Annotated in this window: 12 protein-coding genes; 10 read left to right on the top strand and 2 right to left on the bottom strand. The window is 71.2% G+C overall.

Translation table 11 applies throughout. From position 1 onward, the window contains the following. The first annotated feature begins 723 nt into the window (after positions 1 to 723). Complete coding sequence (locus tag ACZ7OI_RS41515) at positions 724 to 1,911, top strand: CaiB/BaiF CoA transferase family protein (RefSeq protein ID WP_470269609.1); 1,188 nt, start codon at positions 724 to 726, stop codon at positions 1,909 to 1,911. A gap of 118 nt (positions 1,912 to 2,029) precedes the next feature. On the opposite strand, the gene ACZ7OI_RS41510 is transcribed toward ACZ7OI_RS41515, so the two are convergent. Next, a complete protein-coding gene (locus tag ACZ7OI_RS41510; protein WP_470269608.1) occupies positions 2,030 to 2,704 on the bottom strand; it encodes a hypothetical protein in 675 nt (224 codons plus the stop codon). 263 nt (positions 2,705 to 2,967) lie between these two features. On the opposite strand from ACZ7OI_RS41510, the gene ACZ7OI_RS41505 reads away from it, so the two are divergent. From ACZ7OI_RS41505 to ACZ7OI_RS41470, 8 genes are read left to right on the top strand one after another with little or no spacing between them, the layout of a single operon-like run. Then, complete coding sequence (locus ACZ7OI_RS41505) at positions 2,968 to 4,563, top strand: long-chain-fatty-acid--CoA ligase (protein ID WP_470269607.1); 1,596 nt, start codon at positions 2,968 to 2,970, stop codon at positions 4,561 to 4,563. Positions 4,564 to 4,621: 58 nt separating this feature from the next. Then, the gene (locus ACZ7OI_RS41500; RefSeq protein ID WP_470269606.1) at positions 4,622 to 6,919 is read left to right on the top strand and encodes a CaiB/BaiF CoA-transferase family protein; all 2,298 of its coding nucleotides are present in this window, start codon (positions 4,622 to 4,624) and stop codon (positions 6,917 to 6,919) included. Then, complete coding sequence (locus ACZ7OI_RS41495; RefSeq protein ID WP_470269605.1) at positions 6,916 to 8,577, top strand: long-chain fatty acid--CoA ligase; 1,662 nt, start codon at positions 6,916 to 6,918, stop codon at positions 8,575 to 8,577. The genes ACZ7OI_RS41500 and ACZ7OI_RS41495 overlap by 4 nt, the downstream gene beginning before the upstream one ends. A gap of 55 nt (positions 8,578 to 8,632) precedes the next feature. Further along, positions 8,633 to 8,953 (top strand): hypothetical protein, encoded by a 321-nt coding sequence (locus tag ACZ7OI_RS41490; protein WP_470233538.1) that lies wholly within the window; start codon positions 8,633 to 8,635, stop codon positions 8,951 to 8,953. Then, a complete protein-coding gene (locus ACZ7OI_RS41485; protein WP_470233539.1) occupies positions 8,940 to 10,010 on the top strand; it encodes an alpha/beta fold hydrolase in 1,071 nt (356 codons plus the stop codon). The genes ACZ7OI_RS41490 and ACZ7OI_RS41485 overlap by 14 nt, the downstream gene beginning before the upstream one ends. Before the next feature lie 45 nt (positions 10,011 to 10,055). Continuing rightward, positions 10,056 to 11,609 (top strand): AMP-binding protein, encoded by a 1,554-nt coding sequence (locus ACZ7OI_RS41480; protein ID WP_470233540.1) that lies wholly within the window; start codon positions 10,056 to 10,058, stop codon positions 11,607 to 11,609. Between the two features lie 53 nt (positions 11,610 to 11,662). Continuing rightward, positions 11,663 to 11,962, top strand: a complete 300-nt coding sequence (locus tag ACZ7OI_RS41475; RefSeq protein WP_470233541.1) for a hypothetical protein — start codon at positions 11,663 to 11,665, stop codon at positions 11,960 to 11,962. Continuing rightward, the gene (locus ACZ7OI_RS41470) at positions 11,959 to 12,765 is read left to right on the top strand and encodes an alpha/beta fold hydrolase (protein WP_470233542.1); all 807 of its coding nucleotides are present in this window, start codon (positions 11,959 to 11,961) and stop codon (positions 12,763 to 12,765) included. The genes ACZ7OI_RS41475 and ACZ7OI_RS41470 overlap by 4 nt, the downstream gene beginning before the upstream one ends. Here ACZ7OI_RS41470 and ACZ7OI_RS41465 read toward each other — a convergent pair. Next, positions 12,716 to 13,387, bottom strand: a complete 672-nt coding sequence (locus ACZ7OI_RS41465; protein ID WP_470269604.1) for a TetR/AcrR family transcriptional regulator — start codon at positions 13,385 to 13,387, stop codon at positions 12,716 to 12,718. The genes ACZ7OI_RS41470 and ACZ7OI_RS41465 overlap by 50 nt on opposite strands. Positions 13,388 to 13,536: 149 nt before the next feature. Between ACZ7OI_RS41465 and ACZ7OI_RS41460 the strand changes: the two genes are divergently transcribed. Next, a complete protein-coding gene (locus tag ACZ7OI_RS41460) occupies positions 13,537 to 14,346 on the top strand; it encodes an enoyl-CoA hydratase/isomerase family protein (protein ID WP_470269603.1) in 810 nt (269 codons plus the stop codon). Positions 14,347 to 14,358 lie beyond the last annotated feature (12 nt).

The raw sequence follows: 14,358 nt of genomic DNA, 5'->3' as shown, positions 1-14,358 counted from the left end.
GCTGCGCGCCGCCGCGGCCTTGGGTGCTTTTCGTATCGCCGCGGTCCGGAGCGATGTCTCTACCGTACGCCGCCCGGCGCCGCACCGCCGCAGGTGCGGATAGCCTGCGGACGCGAGCGAAGTTCCTTTGCTGGGCCGGGAAAACCTGATGGACGCTGGACGTGCGGCGTATCTTCCCGAGGCGGCCGGCGCCCGCCGTCCGCATCGGGTTATCCGCTTTTCGGCCCCGGTGCGAACGAATCGCCGGATCTGGACCCGGGGACGTTGCTCGGCGAGGCCTCCGAGCGCGACACATCGTGACTGCGGCACGAGAGCTTCCCGAGGACCGCGACGCAGCTGTCGGGCAGCACCAAGCCGTCGCTGACAGCGCGACTCGCTCCGACGGTTGCGCGTGGCGAGGCAGGGCGCGCCTGGGGCAGGCCCGAGGATGACTGGGCTCATCGTATGTGTTGCGGCGGGGCGGCGAACGACACCGCTTGCGGGAACCGAAAGAACGACGGCGTCAGCAACGAGCGCCGATACGTCCGCGCGGGCCGCAGCGAGGACTTTGCGAGCCCCGCCGGCTCGGACCGCCGGATGCGACGTTCGCGACCTGGAGCCGCGATCCGCCGCCGGGCGTCAAGCCGGAGAGGGAGGCGAGCCTGTCCGGGAGCGCAAGCGCCGACGGTGCGCTCGCCGTCGGTTATCATTATAGCGAACGCTACATCAATGAAGGGTTCAGTGATGAAGACGGGATCTCCTTCCAAGCCGCTCGACGGGATTCGCGTGCTCGACCTGACCGCGAATGTCGCCGGCCCGTCCGCGTGCCAGGTTCTCGGGGACCTGGGAGCCGAGGTCGTCAAAATCGAGCCCGAGAGCGGGGAGGCAGCTCGGCGGATCACCGCGACCGCCCCCGGTGCGGAGCACCTCACGCCGTACTTCACCCCGCACAACCGCGGCAAGAAGTCGGTCAGGCTGAACCCGGGCACGCCGGACGGGGCGGCCCGGCTGCGGGAATTGATCGGGTCCGCCGACGTGCTCGTGCAGGCGATGCGGCCGGGAACCTTGGCGCGCAAGGGTTTCGGTGTCGCGGACGTCGCGCGGATCAACCCTTCCTGCGTCTACGCGTCGATTTCGGCGTACGGGGGCGGCAGCGAACTCGAAGATCGGCCGGGAGTCGACATGCTGGTGCAGGCCGAAGCGGGTTGCCTCACCGGCCAGCCGGAGGGCGAGCTGCCCCGCGTCATTCCCTTCCAGCTGGTCGACGGGGCCACCGGCCACGTCGTAGCGCAGGCCGTGCTCGCGGCTCTGCTGCACCGCGAGAGGTTCGGTGTGGTCGGCGCGGTCGACGTTTCGATGTACGACGTCGCCTGCCATCTGCAGGCCAACTACCTCGGCCTCCAGCTGAACACCCCGCCCGCGCCGCCGTCCGCCGGCCGAGGAAAACGGCGGCGCGCGGTGGCCGTCGAGCCGTCCGGCGTGTACCCGACGGCGGATCGCCCGATCGTGCTCGCGGCCTACGTGCCGGCCCACTGGAAGCGGTTCACCGAGGTGCTCGGCCGGCCCGAGCTCGCCGCCGACCCGCGGTTCGCCGACCAGGGGGCCCGGTCCGTCCACGCGTCCGAGTTGCGCGAGGTCATCACGAAGGTGCTGACGAGCGCCTCGGCGGCGACCTGGATCGACCGCTGTCAGCAGGCCGGTCTCATGGCATCGCGGATCGCCTCCTGGCGGGAGGTCGCGGAATCCGATCTCTTCGCGCGGCGCGGCCTCCGGATCACCGCACAGCAGGACGGCCGTGCGGTCGACGTGCTGCGGACTCCCGCTCGCTACGCCGCTTTCGACACCTCCGAGGATCGAGTGGTCCCTGCGCTCGGCGAACACGACGACCTGGTCGCCGCTGTCCGCGACGAAGAGCGCAACGAGCTGGATTGACGCCGTGCGGACGTCTCTCGGCGCATGGTGACGTGCCGCGCTTCCGCACTTGGGCGCCGAAGCGCGGCACGTCATCGGGGCTCTGCCGGGGCGAGAGCCGCTCCCGGCGTCGAGGCGGTCAGCTGATGTGCTCGGTGGGACGGGCGAGCCCGGTTGCCTCGAAGATGCCGCGCGCCGTGAGCCAGAACAGGCAGACGGCCGCGACGGCTGCTGCCCACGCGGAGGCGCGGAGGAGAGTGACCGCGGTGGAGAGGTCGGGAACCGACTTGGCGGCCGCGGCGTCGGTCAGCTTCACGTGCATGAGATGGAACGCGACGCTGTCGACGAGGAGCATGACGAGGATCGCGCCGAACGCGATGATGAACGCCCAGCGGCGGTGCACGACGGCGGGGATCATCAGCAGCACGAGCGGAATGGCGAGTGCCGCGATGTAGTAGGCGAAGGAGTCGGGGTCCGTCTTGTGGCCGGTGGCGAGCAGGTAGAAGCCCATGAGCCACAGCCCGAACGTCGTGGCGACATAGCCCACGTACGCATTGCCGCGGATCAGGCTGAGCACGCCCGCGCCGATCTGGCTGATGCCCGCGATCAGCAGCGCGTAATTGTTCGCCGCGGTCAGCGCGCTCTCGGCGAGGGAGTGCGGAGTCACCGAGATCCAGCGGGCGACGTAGATCACCAGCTGGAGGCCCAGGAGGCCGGTGGCGATCGGCAGGGGATCGGCGATCGTCGGAGGCTTCGCCGGGGATGCGACCGGGGCCGCGGGCTCTTCCGTGATCGGGGCGGCGATGGCGTTCATGGGGGACTGCCTCTCCTCGGAGTGATGCGTGGCCGGTCCGATCGGTCTGCCGGACCGGTGCGGCATCTACTGTGCTAGCGCTCGCTATATGAATATGCTGTGATGGCGGGCACAGTCAAGGGTTGGATTATAGCGAGCGCTATGTAAGATGAAAGCCTGGAGCGAGACCTGGATCACAAGGGCTTCCGGCTGATCCGTGGCCCCGGCGACTGCCGCACAGTCCGGGCGCGAACGCGCCCACCACCGCCGTTCTGGAGGCGTCCATGAGCACCTTGCCCTCGCCGGCCGATCCGGCCGCCTCGCTTGCGGCCGCGCGGCGCAGCCACTGGAACACTCACCTCGACCGGCACGCGTTCGCGCAGCCGGAGCGGGTCGCGTTCCGGTTCGAGGACCGGACCGTTGCCTGGGGGGAGTTCCGCGAGCGGGTCGTCGCGCTCGCCGCGGCGCTCTCCCGTCGCGGTGTCGAGCCGGGGGACCGGGTGGCGGTGCTGATGGGGAACCGCCCGGAGTTCGTCGAGTCGGTCCTGGCCGTCAACCGGCTGGGGGCCATCGCGGTTCCGGTGAACTTCCGGATGACGGGGCCGGAGGCGGCGTACGTCCTCGAGGACTCGGGAGCCAAGCTCCTGCTCACCGACGAGTTCGCCGAACACGTCGCTCGATCCGCGGTCGCGGGGACGGAGAACCCGGTTCCGGCGGTCGTGGCCGGCGCGACCGAGTGGGAGGCTGCCGATTCCTATGCCGGCCTGCTGGCCGAGTGCGGGCCGGAAGCCCCCGTCGTCGACGTCCCCGAGACCGGCACCGCGCTCATCATGTACACCTCCGGGACGACCGGGCGGCCCAAGGGCGCCATGCTCTCGCACCAGAATCTGCTGTCTCAGACCCTGACCTACATCGCCGTGTGCCGCTTGGGGACCGGCCACGAGATCAATCTCGTGGCGTCGCCGATGTTCCACATCGGGGCGATCGGCTCCCTCGCGCCGATGATCTATCTCGGCGGCACGATCGTCGTCCTGCCGACAGGTGCTTTCGACGCGGAGCGGGTGCTGGGGCTGCTCGAGGAGGAGCGGGTCACCAACGTCTTCCTCGTGCCCACCCAGTGGCAGGCGGTGTGCGAGCACCCGGCTGTGGCCGCACGGGACCTCTCGAGCCTGCGTTCGCTCTGCTGGGGCGCCGCTCCGGCGACCGACCGGCTGCTGAGGCAGATGGCCGAGACATTCCCGGCCGCGCGGAACGTGTCGCTCTTCGGGCAGACCGAGACGTCTCCGGTGACGTGCGCGCTCGAAGGGGAGGACGCCGTCCGCAAGCTCGGGTCCATCGGCAAGCCGGTGCCGGCCGTTTCCGCCCGGATCGTCGACCAGGACCTGCGCGACGTGCCCGACGGCGAGGTCGGCGAAATCGTCTACCGGGGCACCGGCGTCATGTCCGGCTACTGGAACAACCCGGCGGCCACGGCCGAAGCCTTCGCGGGCGGGTGGTTCCACTCCGGCGACCTGGTCCGGCGCGACCGGGACGGCTTCCTCTACGTGGTCGACCGCGCCAAGGACATGATCATCTCCGGGGGCGAGAACATCTACTGCGCCGAGGTGGAGAACGCGCTGGCCGGGCACGCCGCGATCCGTGAGGTGAGCGTGATCGGGAGGCGCCATCCGAAGTGGGGCGAGACCCCGGTCGCCGTAGTGGCCTGGCACGACGCGCGGAGTGCGCTCGATCTCGAGGAACTGCGGACCTGGGCGTCGGCGCACCTCGCCCGGTACAAGCTGCCCACGATGCTCGAGTCAGTGGAGGCCTTGCCGCGCAACCCGTCCGGGAAGGTGCTCAAGACCGAGCTCCGCGCCCGGTTCGGCTCTGCCAGCGCGTGAAACCGCCCCGGTCGAACGAACACCCGTTGAAGCACAAGCCGTTGTGGAAGGTGCGACAGTGAACGAACGCGCACACATCGTCGGAGTCCCGCTTCGGGGCCTGCGCCTGGTCAGTCTCGCGGACGAGGTCCTTCCGTCGCTGACCAAGTCCTTCGCGGACCTTGGAGCGGACGTGGAGGTGCTGCGCCTCGCGGCCGCCGCGGAGAAATCGCCGCTGCGCGATTTCCTGCGAACACGCGGAAAGCGCGTCACCGACGTCACCGTCGATCCGGGCGCCGCCCGCCGCTTGGTGTCCGAGAGTCTCGCGGAGGCCGACGCCGTGGTGGTCACGCCGCGGGCCGCGGCGGCCGCGGGATTCGCCGACCCGTCGGAGATCGCCGACGAGCATCCGCACCTGGTCGTCGCGGTCCTGACCGATTTCGGCTCGACCGGGGAGCGGTCGTCCTGGACGGGCAGCGAGGCGGTGTTCCAGGCGCTCGGCGGGGTACTGTCCCGATCCGGCGAACCGGGGCGCGCGCCGCTGGTTCCGGCCGGGGGGCTGTTCCTGCACAGCGCCGCGCAGGAGATCGCGCTGGCGGTTCTCGCGGCGGTCTGCCGGTCGACGACCCGGGCCGGACGACGCGGCGCCGTGCTGGACTGCTCGCTGTTCGAGGCGGGGGCGGCCTGTCTCGATCCGGCGCACGGGATGACCGGGTCCGGAACTCCCGACATCCTCGAAGCGTACGGCCGGCCCGACACCGCGAACGTCTACCCGATCTACCGGGTCCGCGACGGCTACGTCCGCATTTGCCTGCTGGCCAAAGGACAATGGCTCGCGATGCGGTCGTGGATGGGCGACCCCGAGCCGCTGCTGGGCGACGATCTGCTCACGAACCCGGGCCGGTACGCCAAGGCGGATCTCATCGCGAAGACGATCTCGGGCTTCGTCGCTCCGATGGCCAGCGAGGAGGTCGTGCGCCAGTGCCGGGAGCGGCGGATCCCCGCGGCGCGGGTGCTTTCGGTCGCCGAGGTGCTCCAGGAGGAGCACTATCGCGTCACCGGCGCGATCGCCGAAGTCGGACGGCTCGACGGGAAGCCGGTCGTGACCGCGGAGGGCATGGTGCGCGTCGACGGCCGCCGGTCCGTGCCGCTCGCCCCGGCTCCCGCGACGGCGCGACCCCGGGCCGGCTGGGCGCCGTCGGACGACCCGGACGGTCCGTACCCGTTGAGCGGGATGACCGTGCTGGACGTGGGCGTGATTGTCGCCGGTGCGACCGTCGGCCAGCTCTTCGCGCAATTCGGCGCCAGGGTGATCCGGGTCGAGAACAGGAATTTCCCCGACGGCATGCGCCGATCGTTCGACTGGAGCACGCCGTCGCAGGCCCGCGGCCATCGCGGCAAGGAGTCCGTCGGGCTCGATCTGCGCACCGAGGAAGGGCGCCGGATCTTCCACGACCTGGCCCGCCGCGCCGACGTGGTGACGTCCAACTTCAAGCCCGGCACGGTCGAACGGCTCGGGATCTCCTATTCGGACCTTGCGGCCGTCAACGCGCGGCTGGTGTGCGTCGAGAGCAGCGCCTTCGGCGACACCGGGCCCTGGCGCACCGCGATGGGCTACGGCCCGCTGGTGCGAGCGGCATCAGGCCTGACCTGGTTGTGGCGGGAAGGCCCGGGAGCGGGGTACTTCGCCGACGGCATCACGCTCTATCCCGACCACCTGGTCGGCCGGGTCTGCGCGTTCGCCGCGCTCGCCTGCGCGCTGGACGCGCGACGCACCGGGCGCGGTGCTCACGTCTCGGTCGCGCAGTCCGACGTGGGCCTGGTCCAACTGGCCGAGCACCTGGCAGCGGAGTCCGTCGAACCGGGATCGGTGCCGCCGCCGGGCGATCTCTCCGAGCACCTGCTCGCCGAGGTCGTTTTCCCCGCCGCGGGCGACGACCAGTGGTGCGTCGTGGACCCGCGGACGCCGGAGCAGCTGGCGGCTCTGCGCCGGGTGCTCGGCGCCCCGGAAGGCGGGGAAACGGCGGCGGTGGCGGCGTACGTCCGCGACCGGGAGCCTGATGCGGCGGCCCTCGAACTGCAGGCGGCGGGCGTGCCGGCCGCGCGGATGCTGCGGGTCGCCGAGCTGCCTCAGGACCCGGGGATCCAGAGCCGGGACTGGTACGCGACCACCCAGGTCGCCGGCACGGATCAGGAGGTGCTCGTCGAGCGCTGTCCCGTGCGCTCGCCCGGCCTCGCCGTCGCGAAGCTGGCGCCGATGCCGATGTTCGGCGCCCACACCCGCTCGGTGCTGGCCGAACTCGGCCGCTCGGCCGACGAGATCGAGGCGCTGGTGGCGTCGGGGATCGCTCAGGAATCCGAGGCGGGCCGGCGATGAAGAGCACCATGATGGACGCCCCGCTGACGGTGGCGAGCCTGCTCCGCCACGGTCAGCGCTGGCACGCCGATCGTCAGGTGATCACCTGGTCGGAGTCCGGGGAGCACCGGCGCACCGCGTTCTCCGAGGTGGCGGCCCGCGCCGCGCGGCTGGCCCACGGCCTTGCCGGACTGGGGATCACCGGCGACCAGCGAGTCGGCACCTACCAATGGAACAACCAGGAGCACCTCGAGGCCTACCTCGCGGTGCCGGCGATGGGCGCGGTGCTGCACACCGCGAACATCCGCCTGTTCCCCGACCAGCTGGCGTACACGATCAACGGCGCCAAGGACCGGGTCATGATCGTGGACGCGTCGCTCGCCGCCCAGTTCGCGCCGCTGCTGCCGGAACTGCCGACAGTTCACACCGTCGTGGTCAACGGCGCCGTCGACCATGCTCTCTTCGAAGGCTCCGGCCGGCGAGTGGTCGCCTACGGCGATCTCATCGCGGACCGCCCGGATGCCTACGAGTGGGCGGATGTCGACGAGCGTGACGCCGCGACTATCTGCTACACGACGGGAACCACGGGCAACCCCAAGGGGGTCGCCTACAGCCACCGTTCGATCCTCATCCACTCGCTGTCTTCGTGCACGCAGAACGCGCTGCGGATCGGGTTCGAGGACCGGATGCTGATCTGCGTCCCGATGTTCCACGCCAATGCCTGGGGCTACCCGTTCACGGCCTGGTGGCACGGAGCCGACATGGTGCTGCTCGACCGATTCCTGAAGCCCGACACCATCGCGAGCGCTGTCGAGCAGGAGCGCGTCTCCTTCGCCAACGGTGTGCCGACGGTGTGGAACGACGTGCTCCAGCTGGTGCGACGCGAACCCCATCGTGATCTCTCCTCGCTGCGCATGGTGGTCGTCGGGGGAGCGGCGGTCACCCCGTCGCTGCTGGAGTCCTTCGACCGCGAGGTCGGCGCGCCCATCGTGCAGGGCTACGGCATGACTGAGACCTCGCCGCTGGTGAGCGTCGCCCTGTCTCCCCGCGGTGCGGCGAAGCACGAAGAGCTCTTGGCCCGGCTCTCCCAAGGCCGGGTCGTGGCCGGTGTCGACGTGCGGCTCGTCGAGCCGGACACGCTCGAGCAGCTGCCGGCCGACGGCGAGACCGTCGGGGAGATCTTGCTGCGCGGGCCTTGGATTTCCGGCAGCTACCTCGGCGACGAGGGACCGGACAAGTTCCACGAGGGCTGGTTGCGCACCGGCGATCTGGGCACGCTGGACCCGCACGGCTGCCTCCGGCTGACCGACCGGGCAAAGGACGTCATCAAGTCGGGCGGCGAGTGGATCTCCTCGGTCGAGCTGGAGGGCGTGCTGCTCGGCCACCCGGAGATCGCCGCGGTCACCGTGATCGGGATCCCCGACTCGCGGTGGGACGAACGACCGTGCGCGGTCGTCGTACCCGCCGAGGGCGCGGACCCGGATCCGGAGGCGTTGCGCGCCTGGCTGGTCGGGAAGGTCGCTCGCTGGTGGATCCCGGAGTACTGGGCGTTCCTCGACGCGCTTCCGCTCACCAGCGTCGGGAAGATCGACAAGAAGACGCTGCGCGTCCGCCGCCGGCACGGCGACCTCGCCGTCGCCCGTCAGACCTCGGCTCTCCCGGCCTCGGCCGGCGCGTGACCGCCGAGGCAGGCGATCAGTCAGTGAATGCGGCGAACCCACCAGGAGGCGTGCGATGGCAAGGAAACAGCAGCCGCTGCTCGTGAAGGGCGTCGGTCTCGTCGACGCCGTCATCAGGCCGAAGCTCACCAGCATCGCGCAGAGCGAGGTCGTGGGCCTCAGCATCGCGGTCGGGGTGCGCGTGCGGCGCGGCCTGATGGCCCGCGCCGAGCGGCTGTCCCGGCACGCGCTGCACGCGGTCAACCTGCCGGCGGGCAGCGACGTGCGGCGTCTGCTGGCGCAAGTCGCACTGGTGGAACGCGAGGTTCGCGAACTCGGGAAGACCGTCGACGAGGTCAAGGCGCTCTCCGAGGGCGAGCGCGATGAGCGGGAGTGAACCGCGGGGGCTCCGACGGCTGGCCCTCGACGGTTCCCGTGCCCTGAGGAGGCGCGCGATCAACACGTTGCGCCACCTCAGCGACGCCCCGGTCGACGACGTGGCGTGCACGCCGCGGGAAGCGGTGTGGGCCCGCGACACCGTCACGCTGTACCGCTACCAGGGCGGCGGCCTCGAACGGCGTCCTCCCGTCGTTCTCGTGATGTCGCTGGTCACCCGGGCGCACGTCTTCGACCTGCGCCCGGGCAGCAGCCTGGTCGAGGACCTGCTGGCGGCCGGTTTCGACGTCTTCCTCCTGGACTGGGGCGTGCCGTCGGCCGCCGAAGCCGGCAACGGACTGTCCGCCTACTGCGACGAGTACCTCCCGCTGGCGGCCCGCGCGGCCCTCGGAATCTCGGGCGAGGACCGAACGCACCTGCTCGGGTACTGCCTCGGCGGCGTGCTCGCGATGCTCGCCGTCGCCGGCCGCCCGGACCTGCCGATCCGCAGCCTCGTCCTCCTCGCCACTCCTCTCGACTTCACCCGGATGCCTCCGTTGCCGACGATGTTCGGTCCCGGCCGCCTGGAACCCGAGATGGTGTTCGACGACACCGGCAACGTTCCCGCCTCGGCGGTCAAGGACATCTTCTCCCTGGTCCAGCCGACCGCGAAGCTCACCACCGCGGCCAGCAGGTGGGCCAGCACCGGCGACGACGAGGCCACCCGTGCGCACCAGGCGCTGATCGGCTGGTCGAACGAGCACATCCCGTTCCCCGGCGCGGCGTTCGCCGACATGGTGCACCTGCTGCTGCGGGAGTCACGGCTGGTCTCGGGGCGCGTCCCGGTCGGCGGCCGGGAGGTGGACCTGCGCGGGATTCGGTGCCCGGTGCTGAACGTGGTGGGGGACCAGGACGCGCTCGTGCCTCCCGAAGCGAATGCCGTCATCGAGGAAGCGCTGGCCGGCGTCGCCCTCGACAGCATCCACCTCCCGGCCGGGCACGCCGGCCTGTTCGTGGGCCGGTCGGCGCGCAAGAACTGCGTCCCCTCGATCGTCTCCTGGCTGGCGGCGCGGGACTGAACCCGCCGCGTCCGGCGAGTACAGCGGAAAGTGAGGAATGAGACCGTGAACGTCCTTCACCAGGCGCGGGACTGGAGCGTCGTCCTGCGCGCCAGCACCGTCCCGTTCGAGCGTCCGGACCGGCTGGCCCGAGCGATGCTCGCCTCCCGGTCCTACGGTTCGTCGGCGCTGGGCGCCGTCGCCGCGGCATCGGCCCGCTACCCGGAGGCAACGGCCCTGATCGCGGGAGAGGAGCGGCTCACTTACCGGGAGCTGTGGCGGTCGGCGACGGCACTCGCGCACCTGCTGCGGGACGAAGGCCTCAGCGAGGCAAGCCGCGTGGGAGTGCTCTGCCGCAACGGTCCGCCGTTCGTCCGGGCGATGCTCGCCGTGTCGATGATCGGCGCCGACCTGGTTCTGCTGAACACCGGGATGGCAGGTCCTCAGCTCGCGGACGTCATCAGGGCCGAAGATCTCGCCCTCGTCGTCCACGACGACGAGTTCGCCGGCGGCGTCGCGCTGGCGGGTGTACCCGGTCTCGGCTCCGGAAGCGCTCGCCACCGCGCGGGATCCGTCGAGGAGCTTCCGCCGCCGCCTCGCAACAGCAGGTTCGTCGTCCTGACCTCCGGCACGACCGGCCGTCCCAAGGGCGCGATCCGGTCTGCCGAGGGAAACGTGTCCGGCGTCGCCGCGCTGCTCGCCCGCATCCCGCTGCGGGCGCGGGACACCGTCGTGCTGCCCGCGCCGTTTTTCCACGCCTGGGGCCTGGGCACGCTGCTGATCAGCCTGTCCCTGTCGGGCACGATCGTCACGCGGGCGGAGTTCGACGCGGAGAAGACGCTGATCGACATCGCCGCCTGCCGCGCCGACGCGCTCGTGGTCGTGCCGGCGATGCTGCAGCGGATCTGCGACCTCGAGCCGTCCCTTCCTGGCGGGCACGACGCGCGATCGCTGCGGATCATCGCCTCCGGCGGCTCCGCACTGCCGGCCCGCGTCGTCGGGCAGGCTCTCGAACGGTTCGGCCCGGTCCTTTACAACACCTACGGGTCCACCGAGGTCTCGACAGCCACTGTCGCGGTGCCGGCCGATCTGCGGGTCGCGCCCTCGACGGCGGGCCGGCCCGCTCCCGGCGTGCGCGTCGAGGTGGTCGACTCGCTCGGAGACCCGGTGCCCGCGGGGGAGACCGGCCGCATCGTCGTCGGGAACAAGGACCGTTTCGTCTCCTACACCAACGGCGCCGCCAAGGAGGTCGTCCGCGGCCTCGTCGTCACCGGCGACCTGGGCCATTTCGACCGCAAAGGCCGGTTGTTCGTCGACGGCCGGGAGGACGACATGATCGTCTCCGGCGGCGAGAACGTCTATCCGATCGAGGTGGAGGACCTCCTCGGCGCCCACCCCGACGTGGCCGAGGCAGTCGTGGTCGGCGTTCCCGACGAGCGCTTCGGCCAGGCGCTCAAGGCCTTCGTCGTGCTCAAGCCGCAGCGGTCGGCCGAACCCGAATCGCTTCGCGCTTTCGTGCGGGAGCGTCTCGCGAACTACAAGGTCCCGCGCACGGTCGAGCTCGTCGACGAGTTGCCGCGCACCGCCACCGGCAAGGTCCTGCGGCGGGAACTGCGATGAGACCGGACCTCGCGGTTCGAACCGCCAGTCAGCGAGACGAGGAGCAGCACCCCGTGAACTTCCCTGATCCGCGTGCCGGCGGGGCCGCCCGGGCATTCGCGGCCGGCGCCCGCGTCGTCGCGAGGCAGGCCGGCCGTACTCCCTTCGCCGCCGCGGTCGCGGCGGGAATCTCGGCCGAGGCGTTCGTCCGAAAGGCTGTCGCCCAGCACCAGGCCCGCGTGGCGCGTTGGTGCGGTGTCGCGTCCCGGCAGGAGGTTCTCCGGCTTCGCGAACTCGTCCGTGCGCTGGAGCACCGCCTGGAGCAGCTCGACGCGCAAGGGGCCGGGTCCGAGCCCGAAGAGGGAGCCAGATGAACACTACGCACATCCACTGGCATGCCGGCGGTCGCGGTGACGAGGTCGTGCTGCTGATCAACGGGTGGAGCGCCAGCGGGCTGGTCTGGCCGAGAGCCTGGCTGGACCGGCTGGAGGCGCGGTTCCGCGTGATCCGTCCGGACAACCGCGGCAGCGGCTGGTCGCGCACCGCGCCGCGACCGTTCTCGGTCGGGACGATGGCCGACGACGCCTACGCGGTGCTGCGCTCGGCCGGAGCCGCCCGAGCCCGGGTGCTCGGGCTCTCGATGGGCGGGATGATCGCGCAGGAGTTCGCCGTGCGCTACCCGGACGCTGTCGACGCTCTGGTGCTGGCCGGCACCCGCCCGCCTGCTCCGCGGGCCCGGATCGGCGATCTCGCCTTGGTCACGAGCGCCCTGCGCGGCCCGGTCGGGGAAGAGACGGCCGCCGGCTATTTCCGGCGTGTCTGGGGCAGCTTCACCGCACCCGGCTTCGCCGCGGCCCGCCCCGGCGTGCTGGAGGAGATCGTCGCTCAGATCATGCGCAGGCCCACCCCTCGTCGTGGCGTGCTCGACCAGGTCCGCGCGATGTCTTCCTGGCACGGAGCCGGACGGCTGGCGCACATCAGCGCCCCGACCACCGTGCTGCACGGCGAACTGGACCCGTTGATCCCGGTGGCCAACGGGCGGGCACTGAGCGCCCTGGTCCCCGGATCTCGTTACGTTGAGTTGCCGGGGGTGGGGCACCTCGTGCCGCACGAGGCCGGGCAAGCCCTCATCGACGCGCTCGGGCGCGCCGGCGCGGCGCGGCCGGCTTCCGGGTGACAGCGGCGGCGCCGACGAGGTTCAGCGCGGTGTCGACGTACGCCTCCGCGATCTCCTCCGGAGCGGACGGCCCGCCCGGGCGGTACCAGTCGGTGATCGCGAGCAGCATGCCGAGCAGGGCACGCGCGGTGAAGCGGCTGTCCTGGTGGGCGAAGACGCCCTCCTCGGCGCCGCGGTCGAGCACGGCCACGAGGCGGTCGTAGACGCGGTCCCGCTTGGCGATGTAGGACTTGCGGCCCTCCGCGCCGAGGAACCGGTACTCGGGGTGGAGGGACGCGAGATCGCGCCGATAGGTCGTGTGGAGCGCCACGACGGTCACGAAATTGACGAACTGCTGCCGGACGTCGTCCCCGGCCTCGGCGAGTCCCGCCTCGACATGCGCCGTGACGTCGTTCATCGCGATGTCGAGAAGGGCGATCAGGATGCCCTCTTTGTTGCCGTGGTGGTAGTAGAGCGCGGGCATGGTCAGGTTCGCGCGCTTGGCGATGTCGCGCACCACCGTGCCGTGGTAACCCTTGTCCTGGAACGCGTCGAGCGCGGCCTCGAGGATCGGAGTGAGAGACAGGTCGTCGTACCGGCCCCACCACTCCGTCGGCGGTGCTTCGGTCTCCTGCACGGACATAGGTCTCCCCGGGGAACTGAGCGAACGCTCCATCAGACTAGCGCAGTCTACCCGCGTCGGCACACGCTTCGTCGGCTCGTCCTTGCGGGACGCCGCGGAACCGTTAGGCTATATCTAACGATCGCTATACTCACTGCGCGGAGGATTTCATGACTGATCGCTCAGCCGAGGCCGGGTCGCCCGCGGCCGGTCCGGTGCTCGTCGGCCGGGACGGCCACGTCTTGACCGTGACCATCAACCGCCCGCACCGCAAGAACGCGCTCGACGCCGAGACGTTCGCCGGGCTGCACGAGGCGTTCGGCAACGCGGCGCGCGACGAGTCAGTGCGCGTCGTCGTCCTCGCCGGGGCAGGCGGCGACTTCTGCGCCGGCGCCGACCTCGCCGGTCCTCCGGCGACGGTTCACCCGCTGCATCGGATGCGCTGGTACGCGGAGATCGCCGAGGCGCTGAGCCATTTGCCGCAGCCGACCATCGCCAAGGTCGAGGGCGTCGCCGTCGGGGCCGGGTGCAACCTCGCGCTCGGGTGCGACTTCGTGGTGGCCTCCACGACCGCGCGGTTTTCGCAGATCTTCGCGCGGCGCGGCCTCTCGCTCGACTTCGGCGGCTCCTGGCTGCTGCCGCGCACTGTCGGTCTCCTGCAAGCGAAGCGGCTCGCACTGCTGGGCGAGATCGTCGACGCCGGGGAGGCGTTGCGCATCGGCCTGGCGACCTGGGTGAAGCCGCCGGAGGAGATCGACGAGTTCGTCGCCGGACTGGCCGGCCGCCTCGCGTCCGGTCCGCCGGTCGCGCTGGCGCAGTCCAAGGCCCTCCTGAACGAGGCGAGCAGCCAGACGCTGCGCGAGGCGCTGGAGAGCGAGGCGCGGGCGCAGCTGGTCAACCTCGCGACCGACGCGCCCGCGGCGAAGCGGGCCTTCCTCGACAAAGCCGAACCCGCCTTCGAGGGGACTTGGCAGCTCTGACCGCGGCCGTCC

It is taken from the genome of Amycolatopsis sp. NPDC114503, from assembly GCF_055633655.1.
The sequence above is the reverse complement of the archived record's forward strand: the minus strand, read 5'-3'. Positions and strand labels throughout refer to the sequence as shown.

Bases quoted from the DNA above. Each gene is read 5' to 3' on its own strand.
- ACZ7OI_RS41465 (WP_470269604.1), bottom strand. From the start codon at position 13,387: ATGTCCGTGCAGGAGACCGAAGCACCGCCGACGGAGTGGTGGGGCCGG.
- ACZ7OI_RS41515 (WP_470269609.1), top strand. From the start codon at position 724: ATGAAGACGGGATCTCCTTCCAAGCCGCTCGACGGGATTCGCGTGCTC.
- ACZ7OI_RS41460 (WP_470269603.1), top strand. From the start codon at position 13,537: ATGACTGATCGCTCAGCCGAGGCCGGGTCGCCCGCGGCCGGTCCGGTG.
- ACZ7OI_RS41485 (WP_470233539.1), top strand. From the start codon at position 8,940: ATGAGCGGGAGTGAACCGCGGGGGCTCCGACGGCTGGCCCTCGACGGT.
- ACZ7OI_RS41470 (WP_470233542.1), top strand. From the start codon at position 11,959: ATGAACACTACGCACATCCACTGGCATGCCGGCGGTCGCGGTGACGAG.
- ACZ7OI_RS41510 (WP_470269608.1), bottom strand. From the start codon at position 2,704: ATGAACGCCATCGCCGCCCCGATCACGGAAGAGCCCGCGGCCCCGGTC.
- ACZ7OI_RS41495 (WP_470269605.1), top strand. From the start codon at position 6,916: ATGAAGAGCACCATGATGGACGCCCCGCTGACGGTGGCGAGCCTGCTC.
- ACZ7OI_RS41505 (WP_470269607.1), top strand. From the start codon at position 2,968: ATGAGCACCTTGCCCTCGCCGGCCGATCCGGCCGCCTCGCTTGCGGCC.
- ACZ7OI_RS41490 (WP_470233538.1), top strand. From the start codon at position 8,633: ATGGCAAGGAAACAGCAGCCGCTGCTCGTGAAGGGCGTCGGTCTCGTC.